We start from the raw sequence: 22,243 nt of genomic DNA on the forward strand, positions 1-22,243 counted from the left end.
GGGGATCAATGGCCACCGTGAAGCTGTTGAGCGACGCCGAGGCGGAGGCCGATCCGCGGGTGCGGGCGGTGTTCGCCGACATCCGGGCGACCCGCGGCTCGGATTTCGTCAACAACTTCTGGCGCGGCCTCGCCAACGATCCGGGCCTGCTGGAGCGGACCTGGGCCAGCCTCAAGACCGTGATGGGACCGGGCAGCCTCGACCCGCTGACCAAGGAGCTGGTCTATATCGCGGTCTCGATCGCCAATGGCTGCCCCTATTGCATCCACTCGCACACCGCGGCGGCGGGCGCGAAGGGCCTGACCCCGGAGCAGCACGGCGAGTTCCTGGCGGTGGTCGGCATGGCGAACCAGACCAACGCCCTGGTCAACGGCATGCAGATCCCCGTGGATGCCGCATTCAAGGTGGGGGAATGATGAGCGACGAATTCGAGACCCGGAAGCCGGGCCTGGTGGTGCTGCGCGAGAGCGCGCCGTTCCGCGGCAAGCAGGGCCATATCTACCGCCCGGCCATCTCGGCGGAGGCGGTCGGCGCCAAGGCCCTGCATCTCCAGCTCCTGAGGATCCCGCCCGGCGAGCGCGCCCACGCCCACAAGCACGAATCGCACGAGACCGCGATCCACGTCCTGTCCGGCATCTCGGGCTGCTTCTGGGGCGAACACCTGGAGCACCACGTGATCGCCGGCGCCGGCGAGTTCGTCTACATCGCCGCCGACGTTCCGCACCTGCCCTACAACCGCAGCCAGACCGAGCCGGTGACCGCGGTGATCGCCCGGACCGACCCGAACGAACAGGAGAGCGTGGTCCTGCTGCCCGAGCTCGAAGCCGGCGTCGATTGGTCGAAGGCGGAGGGGTAGGCTGCCGGTCTGTTCGCCCGGCGAACGCATTTCCAAACAGAACACCTCATCCTGAGGTGCCGAAGCGTAGCGGAGGCCTCCTTCGAGGCCCCGCAATCTTCGATTGCCGGGCACCTCAGGACGAGGGCGTGGGTGGGAGAGATCCAACCCGTACGGTCCGGCTCTTCCCGCCCCAGCGCTACCGTTGCTCGATGCGCTCGTTGGCCAGCCGCTCGGCGCGGGTACGCTCCTCGCCGCTGAGCCCGGACAGGGCCTGGTCCAGCCAGGCGTCGGACAGGCCCTGCGCGGCGGCGGCGAGGTTCCAGGCCGCGGCCTCGATCGGGTTCTTGGCGACGCCGCGGCCAACCGCGTAGAGCCGGGCGACGCGGTTCTGCGCAATGGCGTTGCCGCGGGAGGCCGCGTGCAGGAAGTAGCGGGCGGCCGAACGCTCGTCCTTGGTCACGCCGTTGCCGTTGAACAGCAGGATCGCGTACTCGACCTCGCTGGCGAGATCGCCGTTATCGGCGCCGCGCCGGAACCACTGGGCCGCCTGGCTGGCATCCTTGGGGACGCCACGGCCCTGGAGATAAAGCACACCCAGATCGTGCTGGGCCGGCCCGATCTCGGCCTCCGCGGCCTTGCGGAACTGCGCGGCGGCCGCCACCTCGTCGGCAGTGGCGCCGGTGCCGATCAGGATCAGGCCGAGATTGTAGGCCGCCGTGGCCGAGCCGTTGGCGGTGGCCTGCTCCAGCCAACGCCGCCCGGCCTTCGGGTCCTTGGGCATGCCGCGCCCGTCGAGCGCCATCAGGCCGAGCGAGGACATCGCGGCAGCGTCGTTCTGGGCGGCGGCGAGGCGGTACCATTCGGCCGCCTTCACGGGGTTCTGCTTGACGCCGAGTCCCTGGTTGTAGAGCTCGCCCAGCAGCGTCATCGCCGCCGCATCCTTGGGATTCGCCTCGATGCGCTTGGTCGCCTCCCGGAAGGCGGTGACGTACTGGCCGCGCTGGTAGGCGCCGTAGGCGAGGTCGACTGGCTGGCCGCTATTGGGCGGCACGGCGCCCCGGGAGTAGTTCGGCGTGTAGGGGCTTGGAAGTTCCGGCGTCGTCTTCTTGTCGGACGGGGCGGCGGTCTTGGCCGGATCGAGGGGACCCGGGGCGGCGAGCGCCGGCACCGGCAGCACCGCGACCAGGAGCACCGCGAAACGCAGGACGCGAAGGCTCACGCGGCCTGCCCCGCGAGCACGGCCTGCGCCCGGGCCACGGCGTCGGGCTCGTTCAGCCATAGGCTGCTCTCCAGGCCGACGAACTCGGCACCGGTGGCCGCGAGCGGGCCGATCTCGTCCGGTGCCGCGGCAACCGCGACGCAGGGCGTCTCGAAGATCTCGGCCCACCATTCGGCCCGGGCCAGCACGGTCTCGGCCTCGGGGGCGACACCGTCCGGATAGAGGCCCCCGAACATCAGGTAATCGATGCCGGCCTCGCCCGCCTCCATGGCGCCGTGCTTGGTCTCGAGGCCGCCCGCCCCGAGGATGCGGCCGTCCCGGAGACGGTCGCGCAGGTCCTTCAGGTCGCGCGGCTTGTCGACATGCACCCCGTCGGCGCCGCCCCTCGTCGCCACCGAGACGAGGTCGCCGGTAAAGCCCGGGCAGGCCACCACCAGCGCCGCGCCGCAGCCCTGGGTGATCGGCGCGATCTGCTTCACCCGGGCGGTGAGCCCGCGCTCGTCGGTGGCGGCGAGCCGCAGGATCACGGCCGCGACATCGCCCGCCTTGCAGGCCGCGTCGAGCGCGACCGCGAAGGCGTCGATGCCGTCGGCATCCAGGTTGTGGGGCCCGAGCAGGGCGAGGCGCTGTTGGCTGCTCATCGAACCGGCCGGCCGGCGCGTTACTGCGTTCCAATCTTCGGATCCAGCGCGCCGCTGGCGTAGCGCTTGGCCATCTCGGAGACGGAGATCGGCCGGATCTTCGAGCCCTTGCCGGCAGTGCCGAACTCCTCGAAGCGCTGCTTGCACAGCTTGGTCATCGCCTCCATGGCGGGCTTCAGGTACTTGCGCGGGTCGAACTCGGACGGGTTCTCGGTGAGCACCTTCCGGATCTGGCCGGTCATCGCCATGCGGTTGTCGGTGTCGATGTTGATCTTGCGCACGCCGTGCTTGATGCCGCGCTGGATCTCCTCGACCGGCACGCCCCAGGTCGGCTTCATCTGGCCGCCATACTGGTTGATGATGTCCTGCAGCTCCTGCGGCACCGACGAGGAGCCGTGCATCACCAGGTGGGTGGTCGGCAGGCGGCGGTGGATCTCCTCGATCACGTTCATCGCCAGAACGTCGCCGTCCGGCTTGCGGGTGAACTTGTAGGCGCCGTGGCTGGTGCCCATGGCGACCGCGAGGGCGTCGACCTTGGTGGCCTCCACGAACTTCACCGCCTCGTCCGGGTCGGTCAGCAGCTGGTCGTGGCTGAGCGTGCCCTCGGCGCCGTGACCGTCCTCGGCCTCGCCTTGGCCGCTCTCCAGCGAGCCGAGCACGCCGAGCTCGCCCTCCACCGAGACGCCGGCCCAATGGGCCATCTTGGTGACGTTGCGGGTGATCTCAACATTGTAGTTGTAGTCGGCCGGGGTCTTGCCGTCGGCCTTGAGCGAGCCGTCCATCATCACCGAGGTGAAGCCGTACTGGATCGCGGTGGCGCAGGTCGCCTCGTTGTTCCCGTGGTCCAGATGCATGCAGACCGGGATATGCGGGTAGATCTCGACCAGGCCGTCGATCAGCTTGGCCAGCACGACGTCGTTGGCATAGGCGCGGGCACCGCGGCTCGCCTGCAGGATGACCGGCGAGTCGGTGGCATCGGCCGCCGCCATGATCGCCAAGCCCTGTTCCATGTTGTTCAGGTTGAACGCCGGCACGCCGTATTCGTGCTCAGCGGCGTGGTCGAGAAGCTGCCTGAGGGTGATCCGTGCCATCGTCGTCTGTCTTCCCGCTTACCGTCTGGTGGTCCGCCCGATCGCCCACGGCGACGGAAATCTAGTGTGCCTCGTTGTCCAGGCTGGCGATCAGGTTGTCGATGTCTTTGACACAGGCATCGAACTCGCTGGCCGAGGCGCGCATGGTCGCGAGCAAGGCGATCGCCTTGCTCTGATCCGCCGGTATGGTGGCTTCGAGGCTGTCGAGTCGAGCCAAGGTCTCGGTCCGCGATTGCACGATCTTCGCCTGCATGTCCCTCAGGATCTCGATCGTGACGGTTTCCAGAGTCTCGCTCATCGACACGCCCCTGGCCGGTGGAGGCCAAGCTTTAGATAGGTGCGCGGCGTTGTCGGGCCAGAACCCGATACCGCCGCGCCGTTCTCATCCCTTGGCCCGCAGCGCCTCGACGCCCGGCAGAGCCTTGCCCTCGAGCCACTCGAGGAAGGCGCCACCCGCGGTGGAGACGTAGGTGAAGTCGGCCGCCACGCCCGCGTGGTTCAGGGCGGCCACCGTGTCGCCGCCGCCCGCCACTGAGACGAGCTGGCCGGCCTTGGTGCGCGCGGCCGCATGCTTGGCGGCGGCCACCGTGGCCGCGTCGAAGGGCGCGAGCTCGAAGGCGCCGAGCGGGCCGTTCCAGACCAGGGTCTTGGCGCCGTCGATGGCGGCGTTGATCTCGGCGACCGAGCGCGGCCCGGCATCGAGGATCATGCTGCCCTCGGGCACCGAATCCACTGGCACGGTCTCGTGCGGGGCCTGAGCCTTGAACTCGGTCGCCGCCACGGCGTCCACCGGCAGGATGATCCGGCAGCCGGCCTTCTCGGCGGCCGCCAGGATGCGGGTCGCGGTCTCGGCGAGGTCCTTCTCGCACAGGGACTTGCCCACCGCCTTGCCCTGCGCATGCAGGAAGGTGTTGGCCATGCCGCCGCCGATCACCAGCATGTCGACCTTAGCGACGAGGTTCTCCAGCAGGTCGATCTTCGACGACACCTTGGCGCCGCCGACGAGCGCGATCACCGGGCGCTGCGGCGCCTCCAGGCCCTTGGTCAGGGCTTCGAGCTCGGCCTGCATCTCGCGGCCCGCAAAGGCCGGCAGGCGGTGGGCCAGGCCCTCGGTGGAGGCGTGGGCGCGGTGGGCGGCCGAGAAGGCTTCGTTGACGTAGACGTCGCCGTTGGCCGCCAGCGCGTCGGCGAAGGCCGCGTCGTTCTTCTCCTCGCCGGCGTGGTAGCGGGTGTTTTCCAAAAGCAGGATGTCGCCGTCCTTCAGGGCCGACACCGCCCGGGCCGCGTCGTCGCCGACGCAGTCGGCCGCGAAGGCGACCGGGCGGCCGAGCGCCTGGCTCAGCGCCGGCACCACCGGCTCCAGGGAATCCTTCTTCTCGCGCTTGCCCTTCGGCCGACCGAAATGGGCCAGCAGGATCACCCGGGCGCCCTTGTCGGCGACCTCCCGGATGGTCGGGACGACGCGTTCGATGCGGGTCGCGTCGGTGACGCGGCCGTTCTCCATCGGCACGTTGAGATCGACGCGCATCAGCACGCGCTTGCCCGTGAGGGAACCGGCGTCGTCGAGGGTGCGGAAGGCGCTCATGCGGTCCTGTGCGGGTCGGGATTACTGGACGGTGGTGCCGGTGGTGGCGGCCGGCGAAGAAATCAGGCGGTCGAGGTTCAGGCGCTGCACCGCGACCATCAGCACGACGGTCAGGATCGCGGTGATCACCGCGGTCAGAACCAGCGCCCCGGTGCCGGGCAGGCGCCGGGTGCGGTCAGCCAATCCGCGCATCTCCGTGCGCAGGGCGGCGAGGTCGGATTGCCGGGCGGATTCGTTCATCCGGTTGGCGGCGTTCTCGACCTTGTCCTCGACCCGGGACAGCAGCGCCTCGGAGCGGGCGTACTTGTCCTCGATCCGCGAGCACTTGTCCTCGATGCGCGCGAGCTGGTCGAGGAGATGGCTGGCCGGCAGCCCCTGCGACGGCGTCGTGGCGACCGGCGTCGCGGCCGGCGGGGGGGCTACGGGTTTCGGCGCGGGCGTCACGACGGCGCCCTGTCCGCTCGACGTACCCTGCGAAGCGTCGGTCATCCCGGGATGATCCCTGGTTCGAGGTTGGGCCGTTCGGTCCGAAAAACGCCCGCCGTCCCTCTCCGGGTCGGCGGGCGGCGCGCGTCAGATAAGCTTGGCCATCGCCACGGCCGTGTCGGCCATGCGGTTCGAGAAGCCCCACTCGTTGTCGTACCACGACAGGATCCGCACGAAGGTGCCGTCCATGACCTTGGTCTGGTCGAGGTGGAAGGTCGAGGAATGCGGGTCGTGGTTGAAGTCGATCGAGACGTTCGGCCGGTCGGTCACGCCGAGCACGCCCTTGAGCGGGCCGGCGGCGGCCGCCTTGATCGCGTCGTTGATCTCCTGGACCGAAGTCGCGCGCTTGGCCGTGAACACCAGGTCCACCGCCGAGACGTTCGGGGTCGGCACGCGGATCGCGGTGCCGTCGAGCTTGCCCTTCAGCTCCGGCAGGACCAGGCCAACCGCCTTGGCGGCACCCGTGGAGGTCGGGATCATCGAGAGCGCGGCGGCGCGGCCCCGGTAGAGATCCTTGTGCATCTGGTCCAGCGACGGCTGGTCGTTGGTGTAGGAGTGGATCGTGGTCATGAAGCCGCGCTCGATGCCCACGGCCGCGTCCAGCACCTGGGCGACCGGCGCCAGGCAGTTGGTGGTGCAGGAGGCGTTCGAGACCACGAGGTGCTCGGCGGTCAGCTTGTCGTGGTTGACGCCGTAGACCACGGTCAGGTCGGCGCCGTCGGCCGGGGCCGAGACCAGGACGCGCTTGGCGCCGGCGTCGAGATGGGCCTTGGCCTTGTCCTTCGAGGTGAAGATGCCGGTGCATTCGAGGGCGATGTCGACGCCGAGATCGCGGTGCGGCAGCTCGGCCGGGTTGCGCACGGCCGTGACCTTGATGCGCTTGCCGTTGACCACCAGGAACTCGCCGTCCACCGCGACCTCGCCGGGGAACCGGCCGTGCACGGAATCGAAGCGGAGCAGGTGGGCGTTGGTCTCCACCGGGCCGAGATCGTTGATCGCCACGACCTCGATGTCGGTGCGGCCCGCTTCCGCGATCGCGCGCAGGACGTTGCGGCCGATGCGTCCGAACCCGTTGATGGCAACCTTCGTCACGGCGTCACTCCTTCCTGATGCGGCTCACCGCGCGCCGGACCGGCGGGGACGATCCTCGGCGCGGTCTCGGCAGCCCGGGTCCAGGCCGACCGGGCGGGGCGGATCTGGGCGGGCGGGTTTGAACCTGCGATGAACCGGGCCGGGAGAGGCCGGGCTCCGCTTCCCTCACGCGTCGGCTCCGACGGTGGCGGCAGGGGTCTCGGGACTGTCACGGACCGGCCATCCGGCATGTCTCTTGCGGTCTCTTCCGAGAGCGCGCGGCTGTCTAACATGGCGCCTCGACCTGTCAAACGCGAGCCTGTGACAAACACGGGCGTATCCCACATCCAATAAACAGCCTTCGGCGCAGGCGATTGCTGAGACGTGACGGTTCAAGCCGCACGCGATGACGTCGCGATCGCGGAGAGCCGCTCCGCGAGACCCGTCGCGCGCCGCGGGCGGCGGGCGTCGCGCCGGGTCGCCGCCGACAATTCGGGCTGGCATTCTCGGGGCATCCGGTCGAAACTTGCCTCCCTGACGCATCGTCCTTCCCGAAGCCGGCGCCCCCGTTTCGGGGCGATGCGCGCGGTACGCGGAGCCCCATGGCCGACGACACCCCAGACCCGAGCCCCATCGACGCCGCCTTCGCCCGGCTGGAGGCCGCGCTGACCCGCCTCGACGCGGTCGTCGCCCGCCGCCTGGAGGCCGAGGCCGAGCCGGACGACCGGGATGCCGAGCTGGCGCTGATGGACGAGGACCGGGCCCGGCTCGCCGCCGCCCTGGACGCGGCGAGCGCGCAGCTCGCCGCGGTCGAGGCGACCACCGGCGTGGTCGGCCAGAGGCTCGACCGCGCGATCCAGACGGTCCAGGGCGTGCTCGGACGCGCCTGACCGGTATCCTGACGCGCCGCCCACCGGAGCGATCCTTGCCCCAGATCAACGTGACCATCGACGGAAAACTCTACCGCATGGCCTGCGGCGCCGGCGAGGAGGAGCATCTCACCGGGCTGGCCGAGAGCTTCGGCACGCGCATCGGCGAGATGCGCAAGAGTTTCGGCGAGATCGGCGACATGCGCCTGCAGGTGATGGCGGCCCTCACCATCGCCGACGAGCTGGCCGAACTGCGCGCCCGCCACGCCGCCCTGGAGGCCGAGACGGCCGAGCTGCGCAAGGCCGCCGAGGCCGCCGAGCGCAACCGCGCCGAAGACGCCGCCCGCGCCGCCGACGGGATCGGGCGCGCCGCCGAGCGGATCGGCCAGCTGGCGGATGCGCTGGGCGGGAGCGGCGTGGGGAAAGGTGGGGTGGCGCGGGAGGTGGTGTGAGGGAAGACGGCGGGAGGTCGCCGTGGGCCCTCAGCAGGGGGGAGGCGTTCTTCGCACAGGGGGCGCCGTTCCGGTCGGATCGAGATGCTAGCCCCTATCGATCAGTATCGATGAGACGTGCCTAACCGGACCGAAATGTTTACGGCCCGGGACAATCGAGGATGCCGGGTTGCGTAAGACGAGACCAGCAAAACCGGTTCCTGCTTCCGAGAAGCCCGCGCCGGGTCGATTGCGTGCCGCCGTCAAATCGCCTCGCGGCGGCCGCCCGACCAAGGACGAAGCCGAACAACTCGGTTCGCGCATCCTGACGGCGGCGGCCGAGCTGTTCGCGCGACAGGGGTTCGCCGCCACATCGATGGCGGCAATTACGTCGCGGCGCTGATCGCACCGCCGACCGCGCCCATCACCGCCCCGAATGCCGGCCAGACTTTCCCGCCCATCGTCTTGGACCAGAAGGAAGTCGGGCTGAAATACGATTTCGGTTCCTTCGGAACCAGCCTCGCATTCTTCGAGATCACCCGGGCCAACGCGTCCCAGGACCCGGCCACGCTGCAGTTTGCCGTCAACGGCCTCCAGCGCAACCGCGGGATCGAACTCAACGTGTTCGGCGAGCCGGTCCCGAGCCTCCGGCTCCTCGGCGGCGTCGCTGCGATCGATGGGCGCCTCGTCCGGACGGCCGGCCACACCTTCGACGGAAAGGCCGCCCCGGGCGTGCCCGACATCACGATCAACCTGTACGGTGAGTACGATCTCCCGGCGTGGCTTCTGCCCGGCGTCACCGCCACCGGCCGCGTCATCCATACCGCCCGGCAGTTCTACGATCAGGGCAATCGACAGGTCGTTCCGGACTGGACGCGCGTCGATACCGGACTACGCTGCACATTCGTCGGATCTTGGGGGAAACCCGTAACTCTGCGCGCAGACATCGTGAACGTGTTCAACAAGAACTATTACGCGTCGTCGGGCTTCTCGGGGATCATGTCGCTGGGAACACCGCGGACATACCTGCTCTCGGCACAGATGGATTTTTAGGCGCCATTCCTGGAAGCTCCGGGGTGATTCCGCAAAGGAGCTGCCTGAGACGATGACCGACGCCCCGCGTGTGCGTGCCTTCCGGATATGGTCGCTGATCCATACCTGGACCAGCCTGATCAGCATGATCTTCCTGCTGATGCTGTGCCTGACCGGCCTGCCGCTGATCTTCCACCACGAGCTCGATCACCTGCTCGGTTACGAGCCACCCCTGCCCGAGATGCCGGCGGGTACGCCCCACGTTCCGCTCGACCGGATCGTGGCGACGGCCGCGGCGACGAGGCCGGCGCAGGTCGTGCAGTTCGTCTTCTTCGACAAGGACGAGCCCGATGCGGTGCTGATCGGGCTCGGCAAGACGCTCCAGACGGTTCCGGCCGACAGTTTCGTGGGGCTCGATCTCCGCACGGCGGAGGTGCTGATGGAGACGGCACCCGGGGCCGGCCCGATCGGCTTCCTGCTCAAGCTGCACACCGACCTGTCCCTCGACCTGCCCGGCAAGCTGTTCCTCGGGGTGATGGCGCTCCTGTTCGTCGTCGCGATCGTCTCGGGCGTGGTGCTTTACGGTCCCTTCATGCGGAAGCTCGATTTCGGCACCGTGCGCCGGGGCCGCGCCGCACGGATCAAGTGGCTCGACTGGCACAACCTGTTGGGCGCCGCGACGATCGTCTGGGCGCTCGTTGTCGGCACGACCGGCGCCGTCAACACCTGGGCCGACCTGATGCTCAAGCTCTGGCAGATGGGCCAGCTCGCCGAGATGACCGCACCCTACCGCGACGTGCCGCGTCCTGAGACGCTCGTCTCGCTCGACCGGGCGGTGGCGACGGCCCAGGAAGCGGCGCCGGACATGCGCACGCAGTTCATCGCGTTCCCCGGGACGCCGTTCTCCAGCAACAATCACTACGCGGTATTCATGGCCGGCAACACGCCGCTGACGGCGCGGCTGCTCAAGCCGGCCCTGATCGACGCGCAGACCGGCGCCCTCACCGACATGCGCGCCATGCCCTGGTACGTGCAGGCCCTGTTCCTGTCGCAGCCGCTGCATTTCGGGGATTACGGGGGCCTCCCGCTCAAGCTCGTCTGGGCCCTGTTCGACCTGGCGACGATCATCGTGCTGGGGAGCGGCCTCTATCTCTGGGTCGCGCGCCGGCGGTCGCGGGCGTCCCGGGCCGCTGTTCCCCCGAGCCGGGTGAAGGCATCCGAGGGAGCGGCTCGATGACGGACCGGACGCATCGGATCTGGACGGCCCCCGGGATCATCGCCGCCGCGACTGCGGTCAGCCTCATCGGCGCCCTGTTGGCCGAGGGGATCTGGGACGCCGTCGCAGCCGGCCTGCTCTTCGCGGCGCTGGCCTATGCGGCGGGGTTGGGCCTCAGGTCGACCAAGGGTTAGGCCCCGTCCCGCACCCTCACCCCACCGTCTCCGCGATATACCGCCCCAACGCCGCCGCGGCCCGCAGCATGTGCGCCCGCATGCGCTTCGCGGCCAGCTCGCCGTCGCCCTCGGCGATGGCGGAGAGAATCTCGCCGTGCTCGTCCCGGGAGCGGCGGATCCGGTCGGCGTGGCGGAGCTGCGTCCGGCGGAAGGCGGCCAGGCGCTCGCGGATCGCCAGGGCCTGCTCGGCCATGAAGCCGTTATGGGTCGCCGCGTAGAGCGACTCGTGGAAGGCGCGGTTGAGCCGGTCGTAGGCGTCCACGTCCCCGGCCTCCACGGCGGCGGCGGAATCCTCGTGGAGGTCCATCAGCCGGCCGCGCTCGAGCGGCGTCATCCGGTAAGTCGCGAGCCGGGCGCACATCGCCTCGATCTCCGCGGTGGTCTCGAACATGTCGGCGATGCGCTCAGGGGTCAGCCGGGCCACCACCACGCCCCGCCGCGGCCGGACCTCCACCAGCCCCGAGGCCGCGAGCTGGCGCAGCGCCTCCCGCACCGGGGTGCGCGAGGCGCCGTAGCGCTGGGCGAGGTTCTGCTCGTCGAGCGCCGTGCCGGCCTGGAGCTCGCCCGCGGTGATCGCGTCGGTGAGCGCGTTGCGGATCCGGTCCGAGAGCAGCCCGCCGTCGATCTTCTGGAATTCGCCGTGCATCAACTGGTCCCGCGCCCCGGGGATCCTCAACCGACCAGCGCCCGCACCGTCAAGTAGAAGATCGAGGGACCGACCAGGCAGCCGATTCCGGTGTGGAAGGTGGCGGTGAGCGCCCCGTAGGGCACCAGCTTCGGGTCGGTGGCCGCGAGCCCGCCCGCGACCCCGCTCACCGTGCCCATCAGGCCGCCATAGGCCATGGCCGAGCGCGGGTTGTCGAGGCCGATCAGCTTGGCCACCAGCGGCGTGCCGACCATCACCATCACGGCCTTGGTCACCCCGGTGGCGATGGACAGCGCCATGACGGTGGAATCCGCGCCGATCGCTGCCCCGGTTACCGGCCCGACGATGTAGGTGATCGCCCCGGCGCCGATGGTCGTGATCGACACCGCGTCGTGGTAGCCGAAGGCGACGGCCGTGAGCGTGCCGACGAGGAACGGGATGATCGTGCCGAGCGCCAGCGCCAGCACGCCGATCAGCCCGGCCCGGCGGGCCTCGGTCACGTCGACCTCGAAGGCGGTGGCGACGATGGCGAAGTCGCGCAGCATCGCCCCGCCCATCAGGCCGATCCCGGCCAGGGCCGGGATGTCGGCGATGCCCTTCTTCCCGCCGGTATACAGGCCGCCGAGATAGGCGAGCGCCAGCCCCAGCACGATCGCGATGGCTGAGCCGTGAACGCGGCCCTTCGTGAAGCGTTTGGCTGCCAGGTTGGAGACCAGGATCAGAGCGCCCACCACCGCGAAGGCCGCCACCAGGCTCTGCTCGACGAAGACGTGCTCGATGCCGTGCCAGACGTCATGTCCGAATTTCATGGCGCTCACCCCCGTCTCGCGGCCGGGATCGCGGGCGGTGCGCCCACGATCGGATCCGCCTGGCCGCCGATCACCGACCCGCCGTGCTCGACCTCCGGGCTGCCCGGGTCGCGCCGGCCGATCCGGCTCAGCAGCGCCACGGCGCCGAAGCACAGGACGAGCGAGCCGGTGGCCGCGATGATCACGATCGGCCCGCCGCTCACCGCCGCGACCACGTTCTGCTGGGCCGCCATGGCGACCACGATCGGGATGTACATGCCCGCCCAGAACTCCACGCCGAACTGCACGCCCTTGGTCAGGCTGCCCCGGCGGGAGAGCCAGAGCCGGGCGACGATCAGCAGGATCATGGCGATGCCGACGCCGCCGACATTGGCCTTCACCCCCAGCGCGACGCCGAGGAGATCGCCGAGATACACGCCGATCAGCGTGCACGCGGCCAGGAGGGCGACACCCAGGACGATCATCGGCGTTGCCCTCCGGCAAGACCGGTCTCGGCGCAGCGCTGCGCCCGTCTCGACGCGCTCGGCATGGGGCGTTTCCTTCCCGAATCAGCCGTTTGTTGCTTGCTGGCTAGTATGCAAGATATTGACACTTCGGCAATCCCGTATACGAAACCGTGATTGGAACGGGGTAGAAAATGCGCAAACCGGGACCTACCCTGGTTTGCGCATACACGAGGGGGACGCCGGATGACCCAGTGGCGCGGCGAACGAGAGGCGCGCGATGCCCGCATCGCGGCGGGGCGCGCCCATGCCGACGGCAAGGTGGTCCCGGCCGGGTCCGTGGTCGACCTGCTGGAGGCGGTGCTCCGCCCCGGTGACCGGGTCTGCCTGGAGGGCGACAACCAGAAGCAGGCGGATTGCCTGGCCAGGGGTCTCGCCGCCTGCGACCCGGGCAAGGTCCACGACCTCCACATGGTCCAGTCGGGGATCGTGCTGCCGGAGCATCTCGACGTGTTCGAGACCGGCATCGCCAAGCGGCTCGACTATTCCTATTCCGGCCCGCAGGGCGCGCGCATCGCCAAGATGCTCTACGGCGGCCAGATCGAGCTCGGCGCGGTCCATACCTACCTCGAGCTGTTCGCCCGGTATTTCGTGGACCTCACGCCCCACGTGGCGCTGATCGCCGGCGTCTCGGCCGACCGGGACGGCAACCTCTATACTGGCCCCAACACCGAAGACACGCCCACCGTCGTGGAGGCCACCGCCTTCAAGAACGGCGTGGTCATCGCCCAGGTGAACCAGATCGTCGACCAGGTCCCGCGGGTCGACATCCCGGGCGACCGGGTCGACTTCGTGGTCGAGGCCGACACGCCGTTCTACGTGGAGCCGCTGTTCACCCGCGACCCGGCGGCGATGACCGAGACCCAGATCCTGATCGCCATGATGGCGATCAAGGGGATCTATGCTGAGTACGGCATCCGCCGGCTCAACCACGGGATCGGCTTCGGCACGGCGGCGATCGAGCTGCTGCTGCCGACCTACGGCGAGAAGCTCGGGCTCAAGGGCCAGATCTGCACCCATTGGGCGCTCAACCCGCACCCGACCCTGATTCCCGCGATCGAATCCGGCTGGGTCCAGCAGGTGCACTGCTTCGGCTCGGAAGTCGGCATGGACCGCTACATCCGGGCGCGGCCGGACATCTTCTTCACCGGGGCGGACGGGTCCCTGCGTTCCAACCGTGCGTTCTGCCAGACGGCCGGCCTCTACGCCTGCGACATGTTCATCGGCGCGACGCTGCAGATCGACCTGATGGGCCATTCCTCGACGATCACGCAGTCGCGGGTGGCGGGCTTCGGCGGCGCGCCCAACATGGGTTCGGACCCGCATGGCCGCCGACACCCGTCCGATGCCTGGATGAAGGCCGGCCGCGAAGGTCAGGTCGTCGGCGACCCCGCGCTGATGCGCGGCCGCAAGCTGGTGGTGCAACTGGTCGAGACCTTCGGGGAGAAGCTGGTGCCGACCTTCGTAGAGAAGCTCGATGCCCTGGAGCTGGCGAAAAAGATTGGGCTCGAGCTGGCGCCGGTGATGATCTACGCCGACGACGTCACCCACATCGTCACCGAGGAGGGCATCGCCAACCTCCTGCTCTGCCGCGACGCGGACGAGCGCGAGCAGGCGATCCGAGGGGTGGCCGGCTACACCGATGTCGGCCGCGGCCGGGACCGGGCCAAGGTCGAGGAGCTGCGCGCCCGCGGCGTGATCCGCCGGCCCGAGGATCTGGGCATCGAGCCCCTCGATGCCGACCGGGCGCTGCTCGCCGCCAAGTCGATCAAGGATCTGGTCCACTGGTCGGGGGGCCTCTACGAGCCGCCGGCGAAGTTCCGGAACTGGTAGGGACGCGCGTTGAACCGGGCCTCTCCCACCCGCGCCCTCATCCTGAGGTGCCGGGCGACCGTAGGTCGGCCGGCCTCGAAGGAGGCCTTCAGGAGCCGCCGAGATCACTGGACGCCTCCTTCGAGGCCTCCGCTCCGCTTCGGCACCTCAGGATGAGGTGTTCTGTTTGGATGACGGGACGTCCGGCGAGGAACCGACCATGGAATCCCTGACCTTTCGCCACACGACGAAGAAACCGCTGCCCGGCTCGGTGCCGAATGCCATCACGGGCGTGGTGGCCTCGGGCAACCTCGAGATCCTGCTGGAGCGGGTGTTGCCGCCGGATGCCTGCGAGGTCGCGATCGAGACGCCGATCGCCGGCTACGGCGCCGTCTGGGAGGCGGTGGTGGCGGATTTCGTCGCCCGGGCCCAGCCCGGCGGCCTGCGCATCAGCATCAACGACGGCGGCGCCCGTCCCGACACCGTGTCCCTGCGCCTGCTTCAGGGCGCCCGGCTGATGGAGGCCTGACCATGGCTGGCGCGCACGCCGCGAGCACCGATCCCGACGCCCTGAGCTGGTACGAGGCCACGGCCCGTCAGCGCGTGGTGGCGCTGGCCGATCCCGGCAGTTTCCGGGAGTTCCTGCCCCCGACCGAGCGGCGCATGAGCCCGCATCTGCCGCTGTTCGACCTGCCGCGCGCGTTCGACGACGGCATCGTGGTCGGCCGGGCCAAGCTCGACGGCAAGACCGTGCTCGTGGCCGCCCAGGAGGGCCGGTTCATGGGCGGCGCCTTCGGGGAGATCCACGGCGCGAAGCTCGTCGGCCTGCTGCGCGCCGCGCTCACCCTGAAGCCGGCGGCCGCGCTGATCCTGTTCGACACCGGCGGCGTCAGGCTGCAGGAGGCCAATGCCGGCGAGACCGCCATCGCCGAGACCATGCGGGCGATCGTCGACGTTCGGGCGGCCGGCATCCCGGTGATCGGGCTGATCGGCGGCCGGGCCGGCTGCTACGGCGGCGGCGGCCTGATCGCCGGCACCTGCTCGCGGCTCGCCGTCTCCGAGGGCGGCCGGATCTCGGTCTCGGGCCCCGAGGTGATCGAGACCAACAAGGGCGCGGAAGAGTTCGATTCCCGCGATCGGGCGCTGGTCTGGCGGACCATGGGCGGCAAGCACCGCCGGCTGATCGGCGGGGCCGACGCCTTCTGCGCCGACAGCGTCTCGGCCTTCCGCGAAGCCGCCCTGGACCTGATCGGCCGGGCGCCCGCCTTCGACCTCGCCACGCTCGAGGCGGAGCAGGCGCGCCTCGAATCGCGCCTCGCACGCTTCGGCGATTGCCGGGACGCCACGGATGTCTGGGCCCGGCTCGGCGTCAACGACCCGGACGCGGTGCCCGCCATGGACACGCGCGCCTTCGACGAGACCGTGGCCCGCGTGCGGGAGGCTGACCATGACGCTCGCTGAGATCCTGGCCGGGCTGTTTCCGCAGGGCCATTCCGTCAGCGTGCGCGACGGCCTCGTCACCGGGGGCGGCGCGTTCGCGGACGGGACCCTTCATGTCGTGGGGGTCGACGGCGACACGCCCCTCGGGGTCGATGGGGCGCTCGTCCTGTCCCGCGCCGTGCTCGACGCGGTGCGGGCCGGCGATAGGGCGCCGATCCTGGTGGTGGTTGATTCCGACAGCCAGCGCATGAGCCGGCGCGACGAGCTCCTGGGGCTCAACGAGTGCCTCGCCCATCTCGCCAAGGCGCTGCTGCTCGCGGACCGCTCCGGCCACCCGACCATCGGGCTGATCTACGGCCATTCCGCCGCCGGCGCCTTCATCGCCACCGCGCTGGCGACGAGAGTGCTCGCCGCGTTGCCGGGCGCCAACCCGAGCGTGATGGACCTGCCGTCCGTGGCGAAGGTGACCAAGCTGCCCCTCGACAAGCTCCAGGAGATGGCGAAGTCGACGCCGGTCTTCGCCCCCGGGATCGACAACATGGTGGCGACCGGGGCGGTCCACGTCGTGCTGGATCCGGCCAAGCCGCTCGACGGCCAGATCCGCGACCTGATCACCAACCTCCAGCCCGGCGACGACCGCGACCGCCTCGGCGAGGAGCGCGGCGGCCGGCCGGTGGCGCGGGGGATCAGCGCGGCGGTGATCGCCCAGGCCGGGCGCGGATAGCACCCGCACCCGTCATTGCGAGGGCAGCGAAGCAACCCAGCGATGCGCTCCGTCTCGAGAGCGCGCGCTGCCCTGGGTTGCTTCGCTGCCCTCGCCATGACCGAACGGGAGGCTGAAGATCGTATGTCCCGGCGCCCCAGGAAACGATCGCGGATGGGACAGATGCCTCACCCAACCATCGAGCCCCACCGGCCCGACACCGTCACCCGGCAGGACCTCGTCCGCGCCGATCCCGACGCCTGGGCGTCGTGGCTCCGCACCCGGGAGGATCTCGCGGGCGTGCCGCATCTCGCCGGCTGGGCCGAGGCGGGCCGGCCGTTGATCGTCCGCCGCCGGGTGCCGGGGGAGGGCGCCGCGGCGGTGCCGCTCGGCCTGCCGCTGCCGCCCGCCGACGGCAAGCGCCGGATCGGGCTCGCCCTGCCGGCCGAGCACCTCGCCCGCCTCGACGGCCCGAGCCTGGCGGAGGCCGCGGCCCATGCCCCCGCCGCCTGGCAGGCGACGATCGCGGCTATTGTCGCGCTCGGCGAGCGCTACGGCCTGAACCCGCGCCCGTTCGGCGGCCTGCTGTGGCAGGCGGTGACCGGGCTCACCTACCTGAATGCCGCCTCCGACCTCGACCTGCTCTGGCCCTGCCAGGAACCGGTATCGATCGGCCTGCTCGACGAGCTCGCCACCATCGCGGTGACCGCCCCGATGCGTCTCGACGGCGAGATCCTTCTGCCGGACGGGACCGGCCTGCACTGGCGCGAGGTGCGCGACGCGCCCGAGGGCGGGACCGTGCTGGCCAAGGGCCTGGACGGCCTGGCGATGCGCCCGGCCGCCGGGCTCCGAACCCGGGAGCCCGCATGAGCGTCGCGATCCTGCTTTCCGGCCAGGGCGGCCAGCATCCGGGGATGTTCGACCTCACCGCCGACCATCCCGCGGCGCAGGCGGTGTTTTCCGCCGCGGCGCCGCTCCTCGGCGGCACCGATCCGCGCGACCTCGCCCGGAGCGGCGGCGACGCGCTCCACGCCAACCGGGCCGGCCAGATTCTGTGCTGCACCGCCGCGCTCGCCGCCTGGCGGGCGTTGGGCTTCACCGGCCGGGCCATCGTGGCCGGCTACAGCATCGGCGACCTCGCCGCCTGGGGCGTCGCCGGGCGGATTGCCGATGCCGACATCCTCGCCCTAGCCGCCCGCCGGGCCGAGTCCATGGACGCCGCCTTGGGGGAGGGGTTCGGCCTCGCCGGGATCCGGGGCCTCACCTGCGACGCGCTCGACGCCCTGGCCCTCCGGCACCGCTGTCACCTCGCCATCCGCAACGCCGCCGACAGCTTCGTGGTCGGGGGTCGGCGCGACGCCCTCGACGCCCTGTGCCGGGACGCCGCCGCGGCCGGAGCGCAGCGGGCAATCCTGCTGGCCGTCCATACGCCCTCGCACACGCCGCTGCTGGCGGAAGCGAGCGAGGCCTTCCGGGACGCACTCGCCACTGTCACCCTGCGCCGCCCACCTGCCGGAGCCCCCCGCCTGGTCAGCGGGCTCGACGGCACCACGATCTTCCGGCCCGAGGACGGCCTCGACAAGCTCGCCCGCCAGATCTCCCACACAATCGACTGGGCCGCCTGCCTCGACGCCTGCCAGGAATACGGCGCCGACCGGGTCCTAGAGCTCGGCCCCGGCCACGCCCTGGCGACGATGGCGCGCACGGCGCTGCCCGATGCCCGGATCCACGCGCTCGAAGAGTTCCGCTCGGTCGATGGCGTCACGGCCTGGCTCATCCAACCCTAGGGCGTGTGCGGGGGCTCGTCCGAGGCCGCGCAATTCTTCGCGGGAACGGGCAAGGCCGCGCCGGATCTCGCCGCTCCGCGAAGGCGATGCGCGTTCCGGGCCCGCCTTGACGCGAAGGCCGCCGCGGTCGTAGCAGCCGGGCAGCAACGGGACGGGACGGTTTCATGACGGGCAAGCGCGCGCTGATCACGGGGGTTACGGGCCAGGACGGCGCGTATCTGGCGCAGCTGCTGCTGCAGAAGGGCTACACGGTCACCGGGATCGTGCGCCGCTCCAGCCATGCCGGGGTGTTCGACCACAGGTTGAAGTGGCTCGGTATCCTCGACGATGTCGAGCTGGTCGACGGCAACCTGCTGGACCAGTCCGCGCTGCTGCGCATCGTCCAGACCGCCAAGCCCGACGAGATCTACAACCTCGCCGCCCAGTCCTTCGTGACTTCGTCCTGGCAGCAGCCGCTGCTCACCGGGCAGGTGACGGGCCTCGGCGCCGTGCACATGCTCGAATGCCTGCGCTCGGTCGCCCCCCAGGCCCGGTACTACCAGGCCTCGACCTCCGAGATGTTCGGCCTGATCCAGGAGGCGCAGCAGAGCGAGACGACGCCGTTCTACCCGCGCTCGCCCTACGGCGTGGCCAAGCTCTACGCGCACTGGATGACGATCAACTACCGGGAGAGCTTCGGGCTGCACGCCTCGAACGGCATCCTGTTCAACCACGAGAGCCCGCTGCGCGGCGTCGAGTTCGTCACCCGCAAGGTCACGGACGCGGTGGCGCGGATCAAGCTCGGCAAGCAGAAGGAGCTGCGGCTGGGCAACATCGACGCCAAGCGCGACTGGGGCCACGCCCGGGACTACGTGCAGGCGATGTGGCTGATGCTGCAGCAGGACAAGCCGGACGATTACGTGATCGCCACCGGCCGGACCACGACGGTGCGGGACATGTGCGTGATCGCGTTCAAGCATGTCGGGCTGAACATCGACGACCACCTGGTGATCGACCCGGCCTTCTTCCGGCCGGCGGAGGTGGAGGTGCTGCTGGGCAACCCGGCCAAGGCCAAGGCGACCTTCGGCTGGGAGGCGCAGACCAGCCTCGAGTCGCTGATCACCGAGATGGTCGACGCCGACATCAAGCGTCTCAGCGCCAACGCCTGAGCGGCCCTGCGCCGGCCGGTCTCGTCACCGGCCGGATTTCGGCTCATACCGCGCGCATCATTCGCGAGAGAGGCGCGCCGTGAAAACCTATCAGCTCTACATCGACGGCCAGGACGTCGATCCGGTCGAGGGTTCGTGGTTCGAGTCCATCGACCCCTACCGGGGCGAGCCCTGGGCCAGGATCCCGCGCGCCTCCAAGGCCGATGTCGACAAGGCGGTCGCCGCCGCCAAGCGCGCCATGTGGGACGGCCCCTGGGCCACCATGACCGCTTCGGCCCGCGGCAAGGTCCTGCGCCGGATCGGCGACCTCGTGGAACGCGAGGCGAAGGCCCTCGCAGAGGTCGAGGTCCGCGACAACGGCAAGTTGTTCGCCGAGATGTACGGCCAGACCCGCTACCAGCCGGAATGGTGGTGGTACTATGCCGGTCTCGCCGACAAGGTCGAGGGCGCTCAAGTGCCGATCGACAAGCCGGAGACCTTCGCGTTCACCCGGCATGAGCCGGTAGGCGTGGTCGGGGCGCTCACCGCCTGGAACTCGCCGCTGCTGTTCGTGGCTTGGAAATGCGCCCCCGCGCTCGCGGCCGGCTGTGCCGTGGTGGTCAAGCCGTCGGAATTCGCCTCCGCCAGCACCCTGGAATTCGCCCGCCTGACCAAGGAAGCCGGGCTCCCGGACGGGATGTTCAACGTCGTCACCGGCTACGGCGGCGAGGCGGGCAGCGCCATCGTCGAGCACCCGGACGTCGCAAAGATCACCTTCACGGGCTCGGATGTCACCGGCGCGAAGGTCTACGAGGCGGCCGCGCGCCAGATCAAGCGCGTGTCGCTCGAGCTCGGCGGCAAGTCGCCCAACATCGTGTTCGCCGATGCCGACCTGAAGGCGGCCGCCGCGGGCGCGATCTCGGGCATCTTCGCGGCCACCGGCCAGACCTGCATCGCCGGGTCCCGCCTGCTCGTGCAGAACAGCATCCGCGAGGAATTCGTCGCCCGGTTGATCGAGTTGGCCCGCACGGCCAAGCTCGGCGACCCGATGCAGGCGGACACCAATATCGGGCCGATCACCACGCCGCCGCAATACACCAAGGTGCTGGACTACATCGCGCTCGCCAAGAGCGAGGGCGCGCGCTGCGTGCTCGGCGGCAATCCTGCGTCCGGTCCCGGCGTGATCGGCGGCCAGTTCGTCGAGCCGACGATCTTCACCGGGGTCACCAACGACATGCGCATCGCGCAGGAGGAGGTGTTCGGCCCGGTCCTGTCGATCATCGGGTTCGAGGACGAGGCCGAGGCGCTCAAGCTCGGCAACGACGTGATCTACGGGCTCGCGGCCGGCGTCTGGACCCAGGATATCGGCCGGGCTCTGCGCATGTCGAAGGGCCTGCGCGCCGGCACGGTCTGGGTGAACACCTACCGGGCCGTCAGTTACATGATGCCGTTCGGCGGCATGAAGCGGTCCGGCATCGGCCGCGAGAGCGGCATCGAGTCGATCCGCGAGTATCTGGAGACCAAGAGCGTCTGGATCTCCACCAGCCGCGACACGCCCGAGAACCCGTTCGTGATGCGGTAGGGCTCTTAAGCCGCTTCGGCGGCAGCAATCTCGGCGCAGCGGTTTTTGGCCCCTGCGCCGGGGAAGCGCCTATCTCGAGAAATGCGTGGTCGACATCCGGTCGGTGACGAGTTCGAACGGCACCCAGTCGTATTGCTGCACCGGCTCCCGCCGGATCAGCTTGAGGGCGTCGTCCACCGCCCGGCGGGCCTGCAGGCCGGCATCCTGATAGACGGTCACGGCCATGCGCTTGCGCTGCATCGCCGCCAGGCCGTCGGGGGTCGCATCGATGCCGCCGATCAGGATCCGATCGGGCGGGATCCCGGCAGCCTCGATCGCGTCGGCGGCCCCGATGGCCATCTCGTCGTTGCTGGCGACGATCGCGTCGAGCGCGCTGCCCTCCGCCAGCCATCCGGCGACGAGCGTCGCGGCCATCCGACGATCCCAATCCGCCGCCCCCTCCTCGACGATGCGCAGTCCCGGGAACTCGGCAGCCACTTCCTTGGCGCCCTGCGCGCGCAGGGCGGTTCCCGAATGCGTCGGGGGGCCCTTGATGATCGCGACGCGGCCCTTGCCGTCCAGCATCTGCGCGAGCTTCCGCATCTGCAGCCGGCCGGCGACGAGATCGTTGGACAGGACGAACGCGACACGGCCGGCAAACCAATCCTCGCGGGGGGCCATATTGGCGTAGACGAGGGGGATGTCGGCTTCCTGCGCGAGCCGCGTGATCGTCGCGTTCGAGGCCGTATCGACCGGCAGGACCAACAGGGCGTCGACCTTCGCGGCGATGAAACTCCGGACCTGCTCGACCTGCCGCTCGCCCGCTCCCTGCGGGGCATAGGCGAAGGTCACCGAAAGGTCGGGTTTCGTCTTGGCGTAAGTCTCGATACCGTCGCGGAGCAATGCGGTGAACCCGCTCGGCTCGATCATCGTGACGCCGATCGTGGTCGCCGAGGCCGGCATTGTGAGGCTCGCGAGCACCACGGCCCACACCGCAGGCTTCGGCCCCCTGACCCCAAGGGAAGCCCGACAGAGGCCGCGGAGATCGATGCGCGAGCGGAGCGCCCGGGCGAGCGTTCGGGCCAGGGCCCGCATGCGGAGCGTTCGGATCATGGCGCTTGCACATCCTTGGACTGCGCG

The 22,243-nt window shown here is 70.1% G+C and carries 27 protein-coding genes; 16 read left to right on the top strand and 11 right to left on the bottom strand.

Annotation, left to right across the window (positions count from 1 at the left end; genetic code table 11):
* The first annotated feature begins 8 nt into the window (after nucleotides 1-8).
* Entirely contained in the window at nucleotides 9-416 is a 408-nt protein-coding gene (locus LGR69_RS19105) for a carboxymuconolactone decarboxylase family protein (protein ID WP_007568103.1), read from the top strand.
* Nucleotides 416-856, top strand: coding sequence for a cupin domain-containing protein (locus LGR69_RS19110; protein ID WP_230366988.1), 441 nt, complete (start codon nucleotides 416-418; stop codon nucleotides 854-856). The genes LGR69_RS19105 and LGR69_RS19110 overlap by 1 nt, the downstream gene beginning before the upstream one ends.
* A 178-nt stretch (nucleotides 857-1,034) precedes the next feature.
* Here the strand turns inward: LGR69_RS19110 and LGR69_RS19115 are convergent, their stop codons facing one another.
* From LGR69_RS19115 to gap, 7 genes are all read right to left on the bottom strand, one after another.
* Nucleotides 1,035-2,057: a tetratricopeptide repeat protein gene (locus LGR69_RS19115; protein WP_230366989.1), complete on the bottom strand. Its 1,023-nt coding sequence runs from the start codon at nucleotides 2,055-2,057 to the stop codon at nucleotides 1,035-1,037.
* Nucleotides 2,054-2,698, bottom strand: a complete 645-nt coding sequence (locus tag LGR69_RS19120; protein ID WP_230366990.1) for a thiamine phosphate synthase — start codon at nucleotides 2,696-2,698, stop codon at nucleotides 2,054-2,056. The genes LGR69_RS19115 and LGR69_RS19120 overlap by 4 nt, the downstream gene beginning before the upstream one ends.
* A 20-nt stretch (nucleotides 2,699-2,718) precedes the next feature.
* On the bottom strand, nucleotides 2,719-3,789 hold the full coding sequence (gene fba / locus LGR69_RS19125; RefSeq protein ID WP_230366991.1) for a class II fructose-bisphosphate aldolase: 1,071 nt from the start codon (nucleotides 3,787-3,789) through the stop codon (nucleotides 2,719-2,721).
* A 61-nt stretch (nucleotides 3,790-3,850) separates the two neighbouring features.
* Nucleotides 3,851-4,087 (bottom strand): hypothetical protein, encoded by a 237-nt coding sequence (locus tag LGR69_RS19130; protein WP_230366992.1) that lies wholly within the window; start codon nucleotides 4,085-4,087, stop codon nucleotides 3,851-3,853.
* An 84-nt stretch (nucleotides 4,088-4,171) separates the two neighbouring features.
* Complete coding sequence (locus tag LGR69_RS19135; protein WP_230366993.1) at nucleotides 4,172-5,374, bottom strand: phosphoglycerate kinase; 1,203 nt, start codon at nucleotides 5,372-5,374, stop codon at nucleotides 4,172-4,174.
* Nucleotides 5,375-5,395: 21 nt separating this feature from the next.
* On the bottom strand, nucleotides 5,396-5,863 hold the full coding sequence (locus tag LGR69_RS19140; protein WP_230366994.1) for a hypothetical protein: 468 nt from the start codon (nucleotides 5,861-5,863) through the stop codon (nucleotides 5,396-5,398).
* Nucleotides 5,864-5,947: 84 nt separating this feature from the next.
* On the bottom strand, nucleotides 5,948-6,952 hold the full coding sequence (gene gap / locus LGR69_RS19145; RefSeq protein ID WP_007568089.1) for a type I glyceraldehyde-3-phosphate dehydrogenase: 1,005 nt from the start codon (nucleotides 6,950-6,952) through the stop codon (nucleotides 5,948-5,950).
* Between the two features lie 581 nt (nucleotides 6,953-7,533).
* Here gap and LGR69_RS19150 point away from each other — a divergent pair.
* From LGR69_RS19150 to LGR69_RS19175, 6 genes are all read left to right on the top strand, one after another.
* A complete protein-coding gene (locus tag LGR69_RS19150) occupies nucleotides 7,534-7,821 on the top strand; it encodes a DUF4164 family protein (RefSeq protein ID WP_007568088.1) in 288 nt (95 codons plus the stop codon).
* A 35-nt stretch (nucleotides 7,822-7,856) separates the two neighbouring features.
* A complete protein-coding gene (locus LGR69_RS19155) occupies nucleotides 7,857-8,252 on the top strand; it encodes a cell division protein ZapA (protein ID WP_091859838.1) in 396 nt (131 codons plus the stop codon).
* Nucleotides 8,253-8,421: 169 nt separating this feature from the next.
* Complete coding sequence (locus LGR69_RS19160; RefSeq protein ID WP_230366995.1) at nucleotides 8,422-8,634, top strand: TetR family transcriptional regulator; 213 nt, start codon at nucleotides 8,422-8,424, stop codon at nucleotides 8,632-8,634.
* Complete coding sequence (locus LGR69_RS19165) at nucleotides 8,634-9,284, top strand: TonB-dependent receptor domain-containing protein (protein WP_328505089.1); 651 nt, start codon at nucleotides 8,634-8,636, stop codon at nucleotides 9,282-9,284. The genes LGR69_RS19160 and LGR69_RS19165 overlap by 1 nt, the downstream gene beginning before the upstream one ends.
* A gap of 52 nt (nucleotides 9,285-9,336) precedes the next feature.
* On the top strand, nucleotides 9,337-10,500 hold the full coding sequence (locus LGR69_RS19170; protein ID WP_230366997.1) for a PepSY-associated TM helix domain-containing protein: 1,164 nt from the start codon (nucleotides 9,337-9,339) through the stop codon (nucleotides 10,498-10,500).
* Nucleotides 10,497-10,673 carry a hypothetical protein gene (locus LGR69_RS19175; protein ID WP_007568083.1) on the top strand — a complete coding sequence of 59 codons (177 nt, stop codon included), beginning with the start codon at nucleotides 10,497-10,499 and terminating at the stop codon, nucleotides 10,671-10,673. Before LGR69_RS19170 ends, LGR69_RS19175 begins: the two co-directional genes overlap by 4 nt.
* 16 nt (nucleotides 10,674-10,689) lie before the next feature.
* Here LGR69_RS19175 and LGR69_RS19180 read toward each other — a convergent pair whose 3' ends face one another.
* The 3 genes from LGR69_RS19180 to madL are packed head-to-tail and all read right to left on the bottom strand — an operon-like array spanning nucleotide 10,690 to nucleotide 12,634.
* On the bottom strand, nucleotides 10,690-11,361 hold the full coding sequence (locus LGR69_RS19180; RefSeq protein ID WP_230366998.1) for a GntR family transcriptional regulator: 672 nt from the start codon (nucleotides 11,359-11,361) through the stop codon (nucleotides 10,690-10,692).
* Nucleotides 11,362-11,387: 26 nt separating this feature from the next.
* Entirely contained in the window at nucleotides 11,388-12,170 is a 783-nt protein-coding gene (madM, locus tag LGR69_RS19185) for a malonate transporter subunit MadM (RefSeq protein WP_230366999.1), read from the bottom strand.
* A gap of 5 nt (nucleotides 12,171-12,175) precedes the next feature.
* Complete coding sequence (gene madL / locus LGR69_RS19190) at nucleotides 12,176-12,634, bottom strand: malonate transporter subunit MadL (protein WP_091859818.1); 459 nt, start codon at nucleotides 12,632-12,634, stop codon at nucleotides 12,176-12,178.
* A 225-nt stretch (nucleotides 12,635-12,859) separates the two neighbouring features.
* Here madL and mdcA point away from each other — a divergent pair, with 225 nt between their 5' ends.
* The 8 genes from mdcA (at nucleotide 12,860) to LGR69_RS19230 (ending at nucleotide 21,124) form a co-directional block, all read left to right on the top strand.
* Complete coding sequence (mdcA, locus tag LGR69_RS19195; protein WP_230367000.1) at nucleotides 12,860-14,506, top strand: malonate decarboxylase subunit alpha; 1,647 nt, start codon at nucleotides 12,860-12,862, stop codon at nucleotides 14,504-14,506.
* A 199-nt stretch (nucleotides 14,507-14,705) separates the two neighbouring features.
* The gene (mdcC, locus tag LGR69_RS19200; protein ID WP_007568076.1) at nucleotides 14,706-15,014 is read left to right on the top strand and encodes a malonate decarboxylase acyl carrier protein; all 309 of its coding nucleotides are present in this window, start codon (nucleotides 14,706-14,708) and stop codon (nucleotides 15,012-15,014) included.
* A 2-nt stretch (nucleotides 15,015-15,016) separates the two neighbouring features.
* A complete protein-coding gene (locus LGR69_RS19205; protein ID WP_230367001.1) occupies nucleotides 15,017-15,946 on the top strand; it encodes a biotin-independent malonate decarboxylase subunit beta in 930 nt (309 codons plus the stop codon).
* Nucleotides 15,933-16,649: a biotin-independent malonate decarboxylase subunit gamma gene (gene mdcE, locus LGR69_RS19210; protein ID WP_230367002.1), complete on the top strand. Its 717-nt coding sequence runs from the start codon at nucleotides 15,933-15,935 to the stop codon at nucleotides 16,647-16,649. Before LGR69_RS19205 ends, mdcE begins: the two co-directional genes overlap by 14 nt.
* Nucleotides 16,650-16,811: 162 nt before the next feature.
* The gene (mdcG, locus tag LGR69_RS19215; protein WP_230367003.1) at nucleotides 16,812-17,498 is read left to right on the top strand and encodes a malonate decarboxylase holo-[acyl-carrier-protein] synthase; all 687 of its coding nucleotides are present in this window, start codon (nucleotides 16,812-16,814) and stop codon (nucleotides 17,496-17,498) included.
* A complete protein-coding gene (locus LGR69_RS19220; RefSeq protein ID WP_230367004.1) occupies nucleotides 17,495-18,415 on the top strand; it encodes an acyltransferase domain-containing protein in 921 nt (306 codons plus the stop codon). The genes mdcG and LGR69_RS19220 overlap by 4 nt, the downstream gene beginning before the upstream one ends.
* 164 nt (nucleotides 18,416-18,579) lie before the next feature.
* Entirely contained in the window at nucleotides 18,580-19,563 is a 984-nt protein-coding gene (gene gmd / locus LGR69_RS19225) for a GDP-mannose 4,6-dehydratase (protein ID WP_050732376.1), read from the top strand.
* A gap of 79 nt (nucleotides 19,564-19,642) precedes the next feature.
* Complete coding sequence (locus LGR69_RS19230; protein WP_230367005.1) at nucleotides 19,643-21,124, top strand: aldehyde dehydrogenase; 1,482 nt, start codon at nucleotides 19,643-19,645, stop codon at nucleotides 21,122-21,124.
* A 69-nt stretch (nucleotides 21,125-21,193) separates the two neighbouring features.
* On the opposite strand, the gene LGR69_RS19235 is transcribed toward LGR69_RS19230, so the two are convergent.
* Complete coding sequence (locus tag LGR69_RS19235; RefSeq protein WP_230367006.1) at nucleotides 21,194-22,216, bottom strand: substrate-binding domain-containing protein; 1,023 nt, start codon at nucleotides 22,214-22,216, stop codon at nucleotides 21,194-21,196.
* Between the last annotated feature and the right edge of the window lie 27 nt (nucleotides 22,217-22,243).

Source organism: Methylobacterium brachiatum (genome assembly GCF_020523825.1).
GTDB classification, from domain to species: Bacteria; Pseudomonadota; Alphaproteobacteria; order Rhizobiales; family Beijerinckiaceae; genus Methylobacterium; species Methylobacterium brachiatum.

Excerpts from the sequence above, each read along its gene's own strand:
- LGR69_RS19105 (WP_007568103.1), top strand. The coding sequence starts at position 9 with ATGGCCACCGTGAAGCTGTTGAGCGACGCCGAGGCGGAGGCCGATCCG.
- LGR69_RS19110 (WP_230366988.1), top strand. The coding sequence starts at position 416 with ATGAGCGACGAATTCGAGACCCGGAAGCCGGGCCTGGTGGTGCTGCGC.
- LGR69_RS19120 (WP_230366990.1), bottom strand. The coding sequence starts at position 2,698 with ATGAGCAGCCAACAGCGCCTCGCCCTGCTCGGGCCCCACAACCTGGAT.
- fba (WP_230366991.1), bottom strand. The coding sequence starts at position 3,789 with ATGGCACGGATCACCCTCAGGCAGCTTCTCGACCACGCCGCTGAGCAC.
- LGR69_RS19130 (WP_230366992.1), bottom strand. The coding sequence starts at position 4,087 with ATGAGCGAGACTCTGGAAACCGTCACGATCGAGATCCTGAGGGACATG.
- LGR69_RS19135 (WP_230366993.1), bottom strand. The coding sequence starts at position 5,374 with ATGAGCGCCTTCCGCACCCTCGACGACGCCGGTTCCCTCACGGGCAAG.
- LGR69_RS19140 (WP_230366994.1), bottom strand. The coding sequence starts at position 5,863 with ATGACCGACGCTTCGCAGGGTACGTCGAGCGGACAGGGCGCCGTCGTG.
- LGR69_RS19150 (WP_007568088.1), top strand. The coding sequence starts at position 7,534 with ATGGCCGACGACACCCCAGACCCGAGCCCCATCGACGCCGCCTTCGCC.
- LGR69_RS19170 (WP_230366997.1), top strand. The coding sequence starts at position 9,337 with ATGACCGACGCCCCGCGTGTGCGTGCCTTCCGGATATGGTCGCTGATC.
- LGR69_RS19175 (WP_007568083.1), top strand. The coding sequence starts at position 10,497 with ATGACGGACCGGACGCATCGGATCTGGACGGCCCCCGGGATCATCGCC.
- LGR69_RS19180 (WP_230366998.1), bottom strand. The coding sequence starts at position 11,361 with ATGCACGGCGAATTCCAGAAGATCGACGGCGGGCTGCTCTCGGACCGG.
- madM (WP_230366999.1), bottom strand. The coding sequence starts at position 12,170 with ATGAAATTCGGACATGACGTCTGGCACGGCATCGAGCACGTCTTCGTC.
- madL (WP_091859818.1), bottom strand. The coding sequence starts at position 12,634 with ATGATCGTCCTGGGTGTCGCCCTCCTGGCCGCGTGCACGCTGATCGGC.
- mdcA (WP_230367000.1), top strand. The coding sequence starts at position 12,860 with ATGACCCAGTGGCGCGGCGAACGAGAGGCGCGCGATGCCCGCATCGCG.
- mdcC (WP_007568076.1), top strand. The coding sequence starts at position 14,706 with ATGGAATCCCTGACCTTTCGCCACACGACGAAGAAACCGCTGCCCGGC.
- LGR69_RS19205 (WP_230367001.1), top strand. The coding sequence starts at position 15,017 with ATGGCTGGCGCGCACGCCGCGAGCACCGATCCCGACGCCCTGAGCTGG.
- mdcE (WP_230367002.1), top strand. The coding sequence starts at position 15,933 with ATGACGCTCGCTGAGATCCTGGCCGGGCTGTTTCCGCAGGGCCATTCC.
- mdcG (WP_230367003.1), top strand. The coding sequence starts at position 16,812 with ATGCCTCACCCAACCATCGAGCCCCACCGGCCCGACACCGTCACCCGG.
- LGR69_RS19220 (WP_230367004.1), top strand. The coding sequence starts at position 17,495 with ATGAGCGTCGCGATCCTGCTTTCCGGCCAGGGCGGCCAGCATCCGGGG.
- gmd (WP_050732376.1), top strand. The coding sequence starts at position 18,580 with ATGACGGGCAAGCGCGCGCTGATCACGGGGGTTACGGGCCAGGACGGC.
- LGR69_RS19235 (WP_230367006.1), bottom strand. The coding sequence starts at position 22,216 with ATGATCCGAACGCTCCGCATGCGGGCCCTGGCCCGAACGCTCGCCCGG.